Origin of the sequence: Streptomyces sp. GSL17-111, from assembly GCF_037911585.1 — a bacterium.
Taxonomy (GTDB): Bacteria; Actinomycetota; Actinomycetes; order Streptomycetales; family Streptomycetaceae; genus Streptomyces.
The window spans coordinates 5,076,697-5,092,241 of the sequence record NZ_JBAJNS010000001.1 but is presented as its reverse complement, the minus strand read 5'-3'; the positions used below and the strand labels follow the sequence as shown (position 1 = coordinate 5,092,241).

General features: G+C 73.3%; 11 protein-coding genes. 5 read left to right on the top strand and 6 right to left on the bottom strand.

Annotated elements, in window-relative coordinates; genetic code table 11:
• Positions 1-59: 59 nt before the first annotated feature.
• On the bottom strand, positions 60-716 hold the full coding sequence (locus tag V6D49_RS22695; RefSeq protein ID WP_340562410.1) for an MBL fold metallo-hydrolase: 657 nt from the start codon (positions 714-716) through the stop codon (positions 60-62).
• 82 nt (positions 717-798) lie between these two features.
• Positions 799-1,560, bottom strand: coding sequence for a maleylpyruvate isomerase family mycothiol-dependent enzyme (locus V6D49_RS22690; protein ID WP_340562408.1), 762 nt, complete (start codon positions 1,558-1,560; stop codon positions 799-801).
• Positions 1,561-1,751: 191 nt separating this feature from the next.
• Between V6D49_RS22690 and uvrA the strand changes: the two genes are divergently transcribed.
• From uvrA to V6D49_RS22675, 3 genes are all read left to right on the top strand, one after another.
• Positions 1,752-4,721, top strand: a complete 2,970-nt coding sequence (gene uvrA, locus V6D49_RS22685) for an excinuclease ABC subunit UvrA (protein ID WP_340562406.1) — start codon at positions 1,752-1,754, stop codon at positions 4,719-4,721.
• 21 nt (positions 4,722-4,742) lie between these two features.
• Positions 4,743-5,180 (top strand): Rieske (2Fe-2S) protein, encoded by a 438-nt coding sequence (locus tag V6D49_RS22680; RefSeq protein ID WP_340562404.1) that lies wholly within the window; start codon positions 4,743-4,745, stop codon positions 5,178-5,180.
• Positions 5,181-5,308: 128 nt separating this feature from the next.
• Entirely contained in the window at positions 5,309-7,801 is a 2,493-nt protein-coding gene (locus V6D49_RS22675; RefSeq protein WP_340562402.1) for a phosphodiester glycosidase family protein, read from the top strand.
• On the opposite strand, the gene V6D49_RS22670 is transcribed toward V6D49_RS22675, so the two are convergent.
• From V6D49_RS22670 to uvrB, 4 genes are all read right to left on the bottom strand, one after another.
• Positions 7,710-8,714: a TerC family protein gene (locus tag V6D49_RS22670; RefSeq protein WP_340562400.1), complete on the bottom strand. Its 1,005-nt coding sequence runs from the start codon at positions 8,712-8,714 to the stop codon at positions 7,710-7,712. The genes V6D49_RS22675 and V6D49_RS22670 overlap by 92 nt on opposite strands.
• A gap of 254 nt (positions 8,715-8,968) precedes the next feature.
• Complete coding sequence (locus V6D49_RS22665) at positions 8,969-10,825, bottom strand: TerD family protein (protein WP_340564225.1); 1,857 nt, start codon at positions 10,823-10,825, stop codon at positions 8,969-8,971.
• 30 nt (positions 10,826-10,855) lie between these two features.
• Positions 10,856-11,434 (bottom strand): TerD family protein, encoded by a 579-nt coding sequence (locus tag V6D49_RS22660; RefSeq protein WP_340562398.1) that lies wholly within the window; start codon positions 11,432-11,434, stop codon positions 10,856-10,858.
• A gap of 175 nt (positions 11,435-11,609) precedes the next feature.
• On the bottom strand, positions 11,610-13,754 hold the full coding sequence (gene uvrB, locus V6D49_RS22655; RefSeq protein WP_340562397.1) for an excinuclease ABC subunit UvrB: 2,145 nt from the start codon (positions 13,752-13,754) through the stop codon (positions 11,610-11,612).
• Positions 13,755-13,957: 203 nt separating this feature from the next.
• Here uvrB and V6D49_RS22650 point away from each other — a divergent pair, with 203 nt between their 5' ends.
• Both V6D49_RS22650 and V6D49_RS22645 read left to right on the top strand, forming a co-directional pair.
• Positions 13,958-14,911, top strand: a complete 954-nt coding sequence (locus V6D49_RS22650; protein WP_340562396.1) for a glycerophosphodiester phosphodiesterase — start codon at positions 13,958-13,960, stop codon at positions 14,909-14,911.
• Positions 14,912-14,945: 34 nt separating this feature from the next.
• Positions 14,946-15,491, top strand: a complete 546-nt coding sequence (locus V6D49_RS22645) for a methylated-DNA--[protein]-cysteine S-methyltransferase (protein WP_340562394.1) — start codon at positions 14,946-14,948, stop codon at positions 15,489-15,491.
• Positions 15,492-15,545 lie beyond the last annotated feature (54 nt).

The window sequence follows — 15,545 nt, the reverse complement described above, 5'->3', positions numbered from 1 at the left end:
GCGCACGGTGACAGGGCGGGTGCGTCCCGTCCCGCCCCGCGACCGGCCGGACCGGGCCGTCACCAGCCGCGTTCGCGCCACTCGGCGAGGTGGGGACGCTCGGCGCCGAGCGTCGTGTCGGCGCCGTGGCCGGGGTAGACCCACGTCTCGTCGGGGAGTTCGGCGAAGAGCTTGGTCTCCACGTCGTGCAGCAGCGAGACGAAGTGGTCCCGGTTGCCGAAGGTGTTGCCGACACCACCGGGGAAGAGGCAGTCGCCGGTGAAGAGGTGCGGGTGGCCGTGGGGGTCGTCGTAGACGAGGGCGACGGAGCCGGGGGTGTGGCCGACGAGGTGGCGGGCGGTCAGCCGGACGGCGCCGAAGGAGACGGTGTCGCCGTCCGCGAGCGGCACATCGGTCGGGACGGGGATGCCCTCGGCGTCGTCCCGGCCGGCGTAGGTGTGCGCGCCGGTGGCCTCGACCACCTCGGCGAGGGCCTGCCAGTGGTCGCCGTGCCGGTGGGTGGTGACGACCCCGGTGATGCCGTCGGCCCCGATGAGGCTGAGCAGTGTGCCGGACTCGTTGGCGGCGTCGATGAGGAGCTGCTCGCCGGTGGCGCGGCAACGCAGCAGGTAGGCGTTGTTGTCCATGGGCCCGACGGCGGCCTTGGAGATGATCAGATCGGCCAGCTCGTGGACGTCGGCCGGGCCGCCGACCGTGACCTTTCCGGTGTAGGACATGGGGACTCCTCTACGGCGAGGCCACGGCCGGTGGAGGCTGCGGCCGGTGGCGGGCGGTGGGGTGGGCGGAGCAGGTGGGCGGTCAGAGAGGTGGCAGGACGGGCAGCGTGCCGGTGGAGGCCGTGAGGCCGGTGCCGGGGGTGCGGCCGGCCAGCCAGCACGCCAGGGCGCGGGCGGAGCCGGTGACGACGACGGGGCCGGTGGCGTCGCCCTGGCCGTCGGGCCCGCCCGGTTCCGCCGCCCGCCCGGTGCGCCAGGAGCGGCCGTCGTCGGTGCGCAGCTCGGTGGCGGGGACCTCGGCGTTGCCGGAGAAGCGCCGGGCCAGGTAGGCGATCAGGCGCTCGGTGAAGGCGGCCGGCAGGGCGTCCGGGCCGTGGCCGAGGTCGAGGTCGAGGTGGTGCAGCTCGACCTCGACCTGGCGGCGGAAGGGGATGGCGCCGGCACGGTCGGTGACGCCGTTGCGGAGTTCGACGGTCTTCTGCCAGGCGTCTTCGCCGCCGTCGCCGCCGCTCGCGTAGCGGGCGAGGACCTCGTCCAGCCGCCGGGCGGTGGCCCGCAGGTCGTCGAGCTGGGCGGGCAGGGGGCGCGGGGCGTCCCGCTCGATGTCGGCGTCCCGCGCCTCGGCGCTGACGTACATGGGCCGGCCTTCGAGCACGTTGACGAGGGCGTCGGCGTTGCGGGCGAGGTGGGCGAGGACGTGGCCCCGGGTCCAGCCGGGCAGGCGGGACGGCTCGGTGAGCAGCGCGTCCGGGCCGGTGGGCCCGTCGGCGTGCTTCTCGAGCGCGGCCAGGAGCGTGTCGGTGGACTCCCGGAGTGCGGCGACGTCGTGCTGTGGCGAAGTCATGATCCAACGCTAGCGCCGCCCCACGTTCGGGTGAAGTCGGCTCCACCGAGCCACGGACGGCCGAAAATCGAATGTGCGTGCTATAAGGTCGCGGTAGCGGCATCCCGAAGACATTCCGGCGGCGGCCCCCATACCCTGGTACGGGGGCCGGCCGTCCGGACCCCCACTCCACACGAAAGGTGCCAATCGGCGTGGCCGACCGTCTCATCGTCCGTGGCGCTCGCGAGCACAATCTGAAGAACGTCTCGCTCGACCTCCCGCGCGACTCCCTCATCGTCTTCACCGGGCTCTCGGGATCGGGGAAGTCCTCGCTCGCCTTCGACACGATCTTCGCGGAGGGCCAGCGCCGCTACGTGGAGTCGTTGTCGTCCTACGCACGGCAGTTCCTCGGACAGATGGACAAGCCGGACGTCGACTTCATCGAGGGCCTGTCGCCGGCGGTCTCCATCGACCAGAAGTCGACCTCGCGCAACCCGCGCTCGACGGTCGGCACGATCACCGAGGTCTACGACTACCTACGGCTGCTGTTCGCGCGCATCGGCAAGCCGCACTGCCCCGAGTGCGGCCGTCCCATCGCGCGGCAGTCGCCGCAGGCCATCGTCGACAAGGTGCTCGGCCTGGAGGAGGGCAGCCGGTTCCAGGTGCTCTCGCCGCTGGTGCGCGAGCGCAAGGGCGAGTTCGCGGACCTCTTCTCGGATCTCCAGACCAAGGGCTACAGCCGGGCCCGCGTCGACGGGCGGACGGTCCAGCTCTCCGACCCGCCGAAGCTCAGGAAGCAGGAGAAGCACACGATCGAGGTGGTCGTCGACCGCCTCACCGTGAAGGACAGCGCCAAGCGGCGGCTGACGGACTCGGTGGAGACGGCGCTGGGGCTGTCCGGCGGCATGGTCATCCTCGACTTCGTCGACCTCGACGAGGACGACCCGCAGCGTGAGCGGATGTTCTCCGAGCACCTGTACTGCCCCTACGACGACCTGTCGTTCGAGGAGCTGGAGCCGCGGTCGTTCTCCTTCAACTCCCCCTTCGGCGCCTGTCCCCAGTGCACCGGCATCGGGACGCGCATGGAGGTCGACCCGGAGCTGATCGTCCCCGACGAGGACAAGTCGCTGGACGAGGGCGCGATCCACCCGTGGTCCCACGGGCACAACAAGGAGTACTTCGGGCGGCTGATCGGTGCCCTGGCCGACGCGCTGGGCTTCCGCACCGACGTCCCCTGGGCCGGGCTGCCGCAACGGGCCAGGAAGGCCCTGCTGAACGGCCACCGCACGCAGATCGAGGTCAGCTACCGCAACCGCTACGGACGCGAGCGCTCCTACACGACCGCCTTCGAGGGCGCGGTGCCGTTCGTGCGGCGGCGGCACTCGGAGGCCGAGTCCGACTCCAGCCGGGAGCGCTTCGAGGGCTACATGCGCGAGGTGCACTGCCCGGCCTGCGAGGGGACCCGGCTGAAGCCCATCGTGCTGGCGGTCACGGTGAAGGGGCGGTCCATCGCGGACGTCGCGGCCATGTCCATCAGCGAGTGCGCCGACTTCCTGCGGGAGATGACGCTGACCGCGCGGGAGAAGAAGATCGCCGAGCGGGTCCTCAAGGAGGTCAACGAGCGGCTGCGCTTCCTCGTCGACGTCGGCCTGGACTACCTCTCGCTGAACCGCGCGGCGGGGACGCTGTCCGGTGGCGAGGCGCAGCGCATCCGGCTGGCGACCCAGATCGGCTCCGGCCTGGTGGGCGTCCTGTACGTGCTGGACGAGCCGTCGATCGGCCTGCACCAGCGGGACAACCACCGGCTCATCGAGACGCTGGTGCGGCTGCGGAACCTGGGCAACACCCTGATCGTCGTCGAGCACGACGAGGACACCATCCGTACCTCCGACTGGGTCGTGGACATCGGGCCCGGCGCCGGTGAGCACGGCGGCAAGGTGGTGCACAGCGGGCCGCTGGCCGAGCTCCTGACCAACGAGCAGTCGATGACGGGGCAGTACCTGGCCGGGAAGCGGCAGATCCCGACCCCACTGGAGCGCCGCGAGACCGACCCGGACCGCAGGCTGACGGTCGTGGGCGCGCGCGAGAACAACCTCCGCGACATCGACGTCGACTTCCCGCTCGGCGTCCTGACCGCCGTGACGGGCGTCTCGGGCTCCGGCAAGTCCACGCTGGTCAACGACATCCTCTACACGCACCTGGCGCGGGAGCTCAACGGCGCCAAGGCGGTGCCGGGCCGCCACACCCGGGTGACGGGTGACGACCAGGTCGACAAGGTCGTGCACGTCGACCAGTCGCCGATCGGCCGCACCCCCCGCTCCAACCCGGCCACCTACACCGGGGTGTTCGACCACGTGCGGCGGCTGTTCGCCGAGACGATGGAGGCGAAGGTCCGCGGCTACCTGCCGGGCCGGTTCTCCTTCAACGTCAAGGGCGGTCGCTGCGAGAACTGCTCGGGCGACGGCACGATCAAGATCGAGATGAACTTCCTGCCGGACGTGTACGTCCCGTGCGAGGTGTGCCACGGCGCCCGCTACAACCGGGAGACGCTGGAGGTCCACTACAAGGGCAAGAACATCGCCGAGGTGCTGGACATGCCGATCGAGGAGGCGATGGACTTCTTCGAGGCCGTTCCCGCCATCGCCCGGCACCTGCGCACCCTCAACGACGTGGGGCTCGGGTACGTGCGGCTGGGCCAGTCCGCGCCGACGCTCTCCGGGGGCGAGGCGCAGCGCGTGAAGCTGGCCTCGGAGCTCCAGAAGCGCTCCACGGGCCGCACGGTGTACGTGCTCGACGAGCCGACGACGGGGCTGCACTTCGAGGACATCCGCAAGCTGATCACGGTCCTGGAGGGTCTGGTCGACAAGGGGAACACGGTCATCGTCATCGAGCACAACCTGGACGTCATCAAGACGGCGGACTGGGTGGTGGACATGGGCCCCGAAGGCGGTGTCGGCGGCGGGCTGGTCGTCGCCGAGGGAACGCCGGAGGAGGTCGCCGCCGTCCCCGCCAGCCACACCGGCAAGTTCCTGCGGGACCTGCTGGGCGAGCGGGTCAGCGACGCCTCGGTGAACGGCGGCACGGCGCGCCGGAAGCCGGCGAGGAAGGCCGCCGCGAAGTCGTCGGCCAAGAAGGCCGCCGCCACCTCCCGAGCCCGCAAGGCCGGTGCGAAGCGCTCCTGAGCCGCACGTAGGGTGGCCCGCGTGACACGTGACGAACAGCGACGCCCCCGCCGTCGGACCGCGCTCCGCGGTGCGGCGGCCGGGGCGGCCCTGGCCGCCGGGGGATCCGTCCTCTCCGGCTGCGGCCGCCCCGACGAGCCCGCCACACCACCGCCGTCGACGCCGACGGCCCCCGTGGAGCTGGGCACCGCGGACGAGGTGCCGGTGGGCGGCGCCCACGCCTTCCGCGACGCCAAGGTCGTCGTCTCCCAGCCCGAACCCGGCCGTTACAAGGCGTTCAGCGCCGTGTGCACGCACGAGGGCTGCGCCATGTTCGCCCTGCGGGAGCGGGCCATCGTCTGCTCCTGCCACGGCAGCAGCTTCGACACGACGACCGGCGAGGTGCTCACCGGACCGGCCCGCGAACCGCTGCCCGAGATCCCGGTCCGGGTGGAGGGCGACGGACTGGTCGCCGGCTGACCACGGGGCACGCCGGGTGCGCCCAGCAGGTGCTGACGTCGCGCCGGTGACCGCCACGGGGGCGGTTTCCCGCCGCGTCCGGCCCCGCGTGCGCCGTCGTCACCACCGCACTCTGCGACGCTGCGTCCGTGACGCTCCACCGACGTACGGCCCGCGCCCTGTTGTGTGCGGCGGCGTCGCTGCTGCTCGGTTCCGCGCTCGCGGTGCCGACGACGACGACCGACCGTCCCGCAACCGCCCCGGCGGCGGCCGTCCCGGCCCTCCCGCGCGCGGCGGACGGAGCGGACCCGGGCCGTGCCCCGGCGCGGAGCGAACGACCGGTCGCGCCCGGCGTGACGCTCACCTCGTTCAGCGAGCCACGTGCCGGGGAGTGGGTGCGGGGCGACGGGCTGAGCGTGGACCTCACCGGGGAGCTCCGCGTCGACTACCTCGACTCCGGGGAGGTGACGCGGCGGCAAACCGTCAGCGCACTGGTGGCGCACCACGACCCCGGCGCCGGACGGCGCACCGTCGCGGCCGTCAACGCCGACTTCTTCGACATCAACGGCACCGGTGCGCCCCTCTCGGCCGGGCTGCGCGACGGCGGGCTGACGCAGTCGGGTGGGCCGGGCCCGTCCCGGGTCGCGGGGTTCGGGCCGCAGGGAGCGGGCCGCATCCTGGAGCTCCTCTTCGAGGGGAGCGTCCGGCTGCCCCGGGGGACGCGGCCGCTGGCCGGGTACAACGCCGCCGAGCTCCCCCGGGACGGCATCGGGCTCTACACACCGGGCTGGGGCCGCGCCGACCGGGCGCCGACCACGCACGGCGCCCGCGCCGCCGAGGTCACGGTGGCGGACGGCGTGGTCGTGGCCGCACACGACGAGTCGGGCACGGCGCCGGTCCCCGCCGGGACGACCGTCCTGCGCGGCCGTGAGGCCGGAGCCGACGCCCTGGCGGCCCTCGCCCCCGGGCACCGGGTGGCGGTGCGGTACGCGGTCCGCGCCGGGGACGGCGGGCCGCTGCCCCGCACCGCGGTCGGCGGCCGGGAGCCCCTGGTCGTCGACGGCGAGCCCCGGGACTGGACGGGCCTGCCCAACAACGCCCCCGCGCCCAGGACCGCCGTCGGCCTCACCGCCGACGGCGGGACCCTGCACCTCCTCACCGTCGACGGACGCCAGGCGGCGTCCGGGGGTGTGACCCTCACCGCGCTCGGCCGCATGATGCGGGACCTGGGCGCCTACCAGGCCCTCAACCTCGACGGCGGCGGCTCCGCCACGCTGCTGGCCCGCGAGCCCGGTGCGGCGCGCCCCCGGGTGGAGAACGCGCCGTCGGACGGCGCCGAGCGGCCGGTGCCGAACGGGCTGGCGGTCACCGCGCCGCAGGGCAGCGGACGACCGGCCGGCTACTGGGTGCGGCCCGCGCTGGAGCCGGAGCGGACGCCGGGCGTCCCCCTCGGCAGCGGCGGCCGCACGGACCGGGTCTTCCCCGGGCTGACGCGGCGGCTGAGCGCCGTGCCCTTCGACGAGGCCTACGGGCCCGCCACCGGCACCCCCCGGTGGAGCTCCGCCCGGCCCGCCCTCGGAACCGTGGACGCCGACGGCACGTTCCGGGCCCACCGGACCGGCCGGGTCACGGTGACGGCGGCCTCGGTCCACCCCGGTACCGGGCTCGTCCGGGGCGGGACGCGGCTGGAGGTGCTCGGCCCGCTGGAGCGGCTGCGGCCCACCACGGCCCGCGTCGCGCTCACGGCGGAAGGGGACAGCGCGACGTTCGGGCTCGTCGGTCAGGACGCCGACGGGGCCCTCGCCCTCATCGCCCCCGAGGACGTGACGCCGTTCTACGACGCGAGGCTGTTCGACGTGACGCCCGACCGGGCCGACGGCACGTTCACCGTCACCGCGCGCACCGGTGCGGCGTCCGGCCGGGTGGAGCTGTCCGTGGCGGGCCGGACGACCACGGTCGCGGTCACCACCGGCCTCACCGACCGCACCGTCGCCGACTTCTCGGACGCCGGGAACTGGCGGTTCAGCGGCGCCCGCGCCACCGGGGCGGTCGTCCCGGAACCGGCCGGGCGGACCGGGCCGGGGCTGCGGATGCGCTACGACTTCAGCCGCTCCCCCGCCACCCGGGCCGCGTACGCGGAACCACCGGTGCCGATCCCGGTGCCGGGCCGGGCCCGGCACTTCACCCTGTGGCTGTACGGGGACGGGCACGGGGCCTGGCCCTCGCTGCACCTGACCGACGCGCGGGGCGCGGGGCACGTCCTGCGCGGCCCGCACGTGGAGTGGACGGGCTGGCGGCGGCTCACGTTCGAGGTGCCCCCGCGCGCGGCGCACCCGCTCGCGGTGCGCCGGATCTACCTGGCCGAGACCCGGCGCGGTGCGCGGTACCGGGGCGAGGTGGTCCTCGACGACCTCGTCGCGGGCGTCCCGCCGGAGTCCGCCGCGGACGCGGCCGGAGCCCGGCCGCGCGGTGCGGCCGGGCTCCGGTCCGGTCGTTCAGGGGGCGCCCCGCACGGCCCGCGCGTCGGCGGACGGTCTGCGAGGACGGGCGTCAGCGCGCCGGGACGTCGCTGTCCTTGTCCTGCGGGTCCGCCTCGTCGGCCGCTGCCGCTCTCTGCTTCTTGGAGGCGATCAGGCTGGTGACGGTGGTGACCACCAGCACCGCGCAGATGACGCCGAGCGACACCGGGGTGCTGATCACCGGCACGTGGACGCCGAGCTCGTGCAGGGCGTGCAGGACGAGCTTGACCCCGATGAAGCCGAGGATGACGGACAGCCCGTAGGAGAGGTGGACGAGCTTCTTCAGCAGGCCGCCGATGAGGAAGTACAGCTGCCGCAGACCCATCAGGGCGAAGGCGTTGGCGGTGAAGACGATGTACGGGTCCTGAGTGAGGCCGAAGATGGCCGGGATCGAGTCCAGGGCGAACAGGACGTCCGTGGTGCCGATGGCCAGCATGACGATGAGCATCGGCGTCATCAGACGACGCCCGTTCTCCACGATCGTCAGGCGGGTGCCGTGGTACTGGTCGGTGGACGGGAAGCGCTTCTCGACCATCTTCAGGAAGCGGTTCTCCTCGAACTCCTCGTCCGTCTCGTCGGCGCGGGCCTCCTCGATCAGCTTCCACGCGGTCCAGATGAGGAAGGCGCCGAAGATGAAGAAGACCCAGGAGAACTGGGAGATGATCGCGGCGCCGGCGGCGATGAAGCCCGCGCGCAGCACCAGCGCGATCAGCACGCCGATCATCAGCACCCGCTGCTGGTAGATGGCGGGTACGGAGAACTTCGCCATGATGAGGACGAAGACGAAGAGGTTGTCGACGCTCAGCGACTTCTCGGTGATGTAGCCGGCGAAGAACTCACCGGAGGACTTCGTGTCGCCGAACAGCAGCAACCCGAGTCCGAACAGGACGGCGAGGGCGACCCAGACGGCCGACCAGATGCCGGCCTCCTTGATGGAGACCTCGTGGGGCTTGCGGCCGCCGATGAAGAAGTCGACGGCGATGAGGGCACAGAGAACGAGAATCGTCACGGCCCAGGTGGTCCAGGTTACGTCCACGCAGCACTCCTCCGGCTGTGGTCGCCGGAGGTCTCTTCCGCCCGGGGCAGTGCCGCAGGCCGATGCCCCGGGGCCGAACGGTCGGCCCGTACTGACGGGAACATCGCAGGTGGGAATACTCCCCTCCGCAAATGTCACCCTAAGGGGAGGTCAAGGAATCACCAAGCGCGCAGGCGGAGTTGTCGCCCACGTCACATACCGCACGGAGGAGCGCCCGGTGGCGCGGCACGCGCGGCCCGGCAACGGACGGCCCCTCAGCGGCGTCCGGGACGGGCGCGGGCGGCGGCGAGCGTCCCGAGCACCTGAGGCAGGATCGCGCTGCCCGGCGGTACGTGCGGCGGCTCGTACGTCCAGATCTGACGGACCCACGGGTCGGCGATATGGTCGTCGGGGACGGGGGTGATCCGCAGCAGGGACCGCCACAGCGGGTCCAGGAGGGGGCCGTACTCGGCCGCGTCCTCCCGGTCCGCCACCAGGAGCAGGTGCACGCCGACCGAGGGGCCCTCGTCGGCCAGGTACCGCAGCCGGGTCACGGCGCGGTCGTCGAAACCGTGCGGGAAGTCGTGGACGACGAGGAGCTGCTCGCTCGTGTCCACGCCGGGCGGCAGCGCGTCGGCGGCGCCGTTGCGGACGGCCAACTGGACGAGGTCGACCCGCTCGGTCAGCCGGCCCAGGACGGCCGCCACCCCGGCGGCACCCCGTGCGGGCGGCTCCGGCAGCACGCCCGAGTCCACCAGCGGACGCAGCGTGTGCGCGGCCGAGCCAGCCGGGTCGATGACCCGCACGGTGAAGCGGCCCGGCGGGTGCACGGCGAGGAGCCGTCCGGCGACGGCCGTCGCCAGCAGCCCGGCCTCGCGGCGCAGCTCCCCGGCGTCCAGGACGGTGGCGGCCGGCCCGTCGCCCCGGCCGGCGTCGATCCACAGCCCCCGCTCCAGCGGCAGCCGCACCAGCATCGGGATGCGCAGGCCGATGCGCTCGGGCAGGCTCAGATCGCCCAACCGCAGGGCCAGGGGTGCCTGCTCGGGAACGCGGTAGCCGTGCCAGACCGGGTTGTCCCACCGGGCGAACGCCGGCGGGAGCGCCGGTTCCACCACGGCGGCCTCGGCCGTCAACTGGTCCAGGTCCCGGTCGAGGACGGCCCGGGCGCGGGCGGTCAGCTCGCCGTGCCGGGAACGGGCCAGGTCCCGTGCCCGCTCGGCCGCCGGGCCGGTGCGGCCGACCGGGTCGGCGAGCACCTCGTCGATCTCCCGCTCCAACCGGTCGTCGGCGAAGGAGACGGCGCTCCGGTGGGCCGCGACCGCGCGGGCCAGGTCCTCGAACATGCCCCACACCTGGTTGTGGAGCCGCTCCTCCATGGACCAGCCCGAGGCGTCCCCCGCGACGGGCGGGGGCGGCGCGTCGGGCCCGCCGGGGGTCGGCCGGGGCTCGGGTCCGGCCGGACGGCCGGGGTGCGTGACGTCCACGGCCGCGTCGGCGACCGGCGCCCGGGCCGCGCGGCGCGGGTGGCGGTAGTCGACGCGGCCGGGCGGCTCGGCGGACTCCTCCCGCGGCACCGGCGCGGGCGCGCGCGTCGCCGCCACCGAGGACGCCAGGACCCGGCGGGCGAGCGCCGCCGCACCGGGGAGGCCGTGGTCGGCGCACAGCGCCGCCAGCCCGCCCGCGTACCCCTGCCCCACGGCGCGCACCCTCCACGCGCCCGCCCTGCGGTAGAACTCGACGGCCGTGACGGCCGTCTCGGCGGCGAGCCCGCTGAGGGTGTGGGCGACCCGACCGGCACCGGCCGCGTCGCCGACGACGACGCGCGGCGCTCCCGTCGCCGCGAAGGAGGCGGGCCCGCCGGGCGGGAGCGCGAGCCAGACCCGTACCGTGTGGGCGCCCTCGGGCAGCCGGGCCAGGTCGAGGTCAAGGTCGTGCGCGGGCGCGGGGCGCCCGGGGGCGACCAGCCCGGGGAGGCTCGGGGCGTCGCCGTGGACGAGCCAGCCCTCGCGGCCGCGGCCGTCCGCGTCGGCCAGGGTCATCCCGGCGAGGACGGGGAGTGCGGCCGCGACGTGGACCGTCAGGTCCGTACCCGGCAGCGCGTGGTTCTGTCCCCGCACCAGCTCGGCCGTCATCGACCGCTCCCCCTCGTCCACGTCCGGTCTCTACAGGTGCTGCGCGATGGCAGGCATCAGGTCCTGGAAGGTGCGGCCGTCGGCGGGGGCGCCGATGGCGGTCATGGACCAGCCGCCCTCCTGCCGGTGCACCTTCGCCATGATCTGCGCGGTGTAGGAGCCGCCGCCGGTCAGGGTGTAGCGGGCCAGCTCGGTGGCGGTGTTCTCGTCCAGCAGGCGGCAGAAGGCGTTCTCGACCTCGGCGAAGGTCTGGCCGGTGAAGGAGTTGACGGTGAAGACGATCTGGTCGATGTGGACCGGCACCCGCTGGAGGTCCACCAGGATCGCCTCGTCGTCCCCGCCCTGGCCCGCGCCGCCGACCAGGTTGTCGCCCGTGTGGGTCACCGAGCCGTCGTCGCTGCGCAGGTGACGGAAGAAGACCACGTCGACGGGCTGCCGCTCGGCGAACAGCACCGCCGAGGCGTCGAGGTCGATCTCCTTGCTGCGCCGGCCGAAGAGGCCGCGCCGCGCCGCGGCCTGCCAGCCCAGGCCCATGCGCACCGCGGACAGGGAGCCCCCCGCGGCCTTCTCCAGGCTGATCGCCTGCCCCTTCGACAGATTGACCGTCACGTCTCGTCCTCTCCGGTGGTGTACCGCGCCACGAGCGCGGAGGCCGCTTCGCACCCTACGCAGTGCCGTGCGCGGCGCGCACGGGGATCCCCCCGGTTTGTGGCGGTCCTGCAACAGTCCGGCCACACCCGGCCCGTCCGCACCGCGCGTCAGGCCCGGACGTTTCAGGCCCGCCTCACTTCAGGCCCGCCTCACGCATCTGGCGCAGCTCCTTCTTCAGCTCACCCACCTCGTCCCGCAGCCGCGCGGCCACCTCGAACTGGAGCTCCGCCGCGGCGGCCCGCATCCGCTCGGTCAGCTGCTCGATGATCCCGGCCAGTTCGGTCGCGGGACGGTCGGTGGGCGCGCCGTCCGTCGCGGCCTTGCCCGCCGCGCCCGCCGAGGCCTTCACCTGGCCCTTGCCGAGGGCCGGGACGGGCGCCCTGCCCTTGCGCTCGCCGTCCGCCGCCTGGCGGTAGCCGGTGCCGAGGAGCTGTTCGGTGTCGACCTCCTCCCGAGCGATGGCCGAGACGATGTCGCCGATCTTCTTGCGCAGCGGCTGCGGGTCGATGCCGTGTTCCTTGTTGTACGCGACCTGCTTCGCCCGGCGGCGGTTCGTCTCGTCGATGGCCCGCTCCATCGCCGGGGTGGTCTTGTCCGCGTACATGTGCACCTGGCCGGAGACGTTCCGGGCGGCGCGGCCGATGGTCTGGATGAGGGAGGTGCCCGAGCGCAGGAACCCCTCCTTGTCGGCGTCGAGAATGGCCACCAGCGACACCTCGGGGAGGTCGAGCCCCTCCCGGAGGAGATTGATGCCGACCAGGACGTCGTACTCGCCCGCCCGCAGCTCACGCAGCAGCTCCACGCGGCGCAGCGTGTCGACGTCGCTGTGCAGGTAGCGGACGTTGATGCCCAGCTCCAGGAAGTAGTCGGTCAGGTCCTCCGCCATCTTCTTGGTGAGCGTGGTGACCAGCACGCGTTCGTCCTTCTCGGTGCGGGTGCGGATCTCGTGCACCAGGTCGTCGATCTGACCCTCGGTCGGCTTGACGACGACCTCCGGGTCCACCAGGCCGGTGGGACGGATGATCTGCTCCACCACACCGTCCGAGCGGGACAGCTCGTACGGGCCGGGCGTCGCGGACAGGTACACCGCCTGCCCGATGCGCTCCTGGAACTCCTCCCACTTCAGCGGGCGGTTGTCCATGGCCGAGGGCAGCCGGAACCCGTGCTCGACGAGGGTGCGCTTGCGGGACGCGTCCCCCTCGAACATCGCGCCGATCTGCGGGACCGTGACGTGTGACTCGTCGATGACCAGGAGGAAGTCCTCCGGGAAGTAGTCGAGCAGGGTGTGCGGCGGCGACCCGGCCTCGCGCCCGTCGATGTGGAGCGAGTAGTTCTCGATGCCGGAGCAGGTGCCGATCTGCTGCATCATCTCCAGGTCGTAGGTGGTGCGCATCCGCAGCCGCTGGGCCTCCAGGAGCTTGCCCTGCTTCTCCATCACCTCCAGCGTCTCGCGCAGCTCGTCCTCGATCGCCCGCACGGCGCGGGCCATGCGCTGCTCACCGGCGACGTAGTGGGAGGCGGGGAAGACGTACAGCTCCGTGTCGTCCGAGATGACCTCGCCGGTGATGGGGTGCAGCGTGGACAGCGCCTCGATCTCGTCACCGAACATCTCGATGCGGACGGCCAGCTCCTCGTAGACGGGGAAGACCTCGATGGTGTCCCCCCGGACCCGGAAGGTGCCACGGGTGAAGGCGGCGTCGTTGCGGGCGTACTGGATCTCCACCAGACGGCGCAGCAGCGCGTCGCGGTCGATCTCCTCGCCGACCTTGAGCGGCACCATGCGGTCGACGTACTCCTGCGGCGTGCCCAGGCCGTAGATGCAGGAGACCGAGGCCACGACCACCACGTCCCGCCGGGTGAGCAGCGAGTTCGTCGCGCTGTGCCGCAGCCGCTCGACCTCCTCGTTGATCGAGGAGTCCTTCTCGATGTACGTGTCCGACTGCGGAACGTACGCCTCCGGCTGGTAGTAGTCGTAGTACGAGACGAAGTACTCCACCGCGTTGTTCGGCAGAAGCTCGCGGAACTCGTTCGCCAGCTGGGCGGCCAGCGTCTTGTTCGGCGCCATCACCAGCGTCGGCCGCTGGAGCTTCTCGATCATCCACGCCGTGGTGGCGGACTTGCCGGTGCCGGTGGCACCGAGCAGCACGACGTCCCTCTCCCCAGCCTCGACCCGCCGGGCGAGCTCGGCGATGGCGGTGGGCTGGTCACCGCTGGGCTGGTAGGGGCTGACGACCTCGAAAGGCGCCACCTTGCGTTCGATGTGGGATACGGGCCGCATGCTCCCCACGGTACGGCGCGGCACTGACAACGTTCAGCTCGTCGTCATCAGGCACCCGTTTGGCGCCCATGCCAAAGCCGCCCGCACTGGAAAGGGTTCCTCACGGCCGCGTTGCCGACGCAGCGCGACGGAACGTCGACACAACGCGACACCGCTCGTTGACCAGGGCGGTGTCGCCGCTGTCCCTCACGTGAGGAGCCCCTGTGTCCCTTCGCCCCACCGCCCTTCTCGGCCCACTGCTGGGTGCCTTCGCCCTCGTGCTCACCGCCGCCCCGGCCCCGGCCCGGCCCGCCCCCCTGGCGGACCCGGTCCTTCCCTCGCCGGCCGCCCACGCGGTCGGGCACCCCGCCGCCGCACAGGACGTCGTGCCGATCGCGCACCGCGGCGCCTCCGCCTACAGCCCCGAGAACACGCTCGCCGCCGTCGACAAGGCACGTGACCTGGGCATCCTCTGGGTCGAGAACGACGTCCAGCGCACCAAGGACGGCGAGCTCGTCGTGCTGCACGACCCGACGCTGAGCCGGACGACGAACGTCGAGGAGGTCTTCCCCGACCGCGCGCCGTGGAACGTCGCCGACTTCACCGCCGCCGAGATCGCCCGGCTGGACGCCGGGAGCTGGTTCGGCCCGCAGTACGAGGGCGAGCGGGTGCCGACGCTCAAGCAGTTCCTGGACCGGATCTCCGGCCACCACCAGAAGCTGCTGCTGGAGATCAAGAAGCCCGAGCTGTACCCCGGAATCGAGCAGGACATCCTCGACACACTGCGCGAGGAGGGGTGGCTGGACGCCTACCACGTGCGCCGCCAGCTGATCGTCCAGTCCTTCAGCGCCGACGCCCTGCGCCGGGTGCACGCGCTCAAGCCCGCCGTGAAGACCGGCTTCCTCGGCACGCCGGACCCCGACGAGCTGTCCGCGTACGCACGGTTCGCCGACCAGATCAACCCCCGCTACACCACCGTGACGCCCGAGTACGTCGAAGCGGTGCAGGCTGTGCGGGGCCCGCACGGACGTCGGCTGGAGATGTTCACCTGGACCGTCGACGACGGCCCCACGGCCGCGCGGCTGGCGGACCTGGGCGTCGACGGCGTCATCAGCAACCGCCCGGACGTCGTCCGCGACGCGGTCAGCGCGGGGGACGGAGCCGGGGACTGGCGCTGACGCACGGTCGGTGGGGGGCCGTAGGCTCGCCCCCATGACCGCCACGATCGCGCAGCCGGCCTGGACGGTGGTGCCGGCGCCCGTCGGCCCGCTGCTGCTCCTCGCCACGGACACCGGGCTGGCGGCCGTCGGCTTCCACGCCGCCGGGCCGGCGGTACCGCGCACCCTGGAGCGGCTGGGCGGGCACCTCGGCGCCGAGCCCGTCGAGCGGGCCGGGCACCCGGTGCTGCGCCGGGCCGCACAGGAGCTCGACGGGTACTTCGCCGGTCGGCTGCGCGTCTTCGGCGTGCCGCTGGACTGGTCGCTGACCGGCGGCTTCACCGCGCGGGTGCTGCACGCCCTGGCCGACACCGTGCCGTACGGTGCGGTGGCCACCTACCAGGACCTGGCCGACGCCGTCGGCGAGCCCGGGGCCGCCCGGGCGGTCGGTGCGGCGATGGGCGCCAACCCGCTGCCCGTCGTCGTGCCGTGCCACCGCGTCGTCACTGCGGGGGGCGGCATCGGCGGGTTCGGCGGTGGTCTGGAGGCCAAGCGCACCCTGCTCGCGCTGGAGGGGGTGCTTCCCGCTCCCCTGTTCTGACCCGGGGGGCCTGCTGGCACACTGCCCGGTGTGAACCCGCCCCTCGAACCCGCC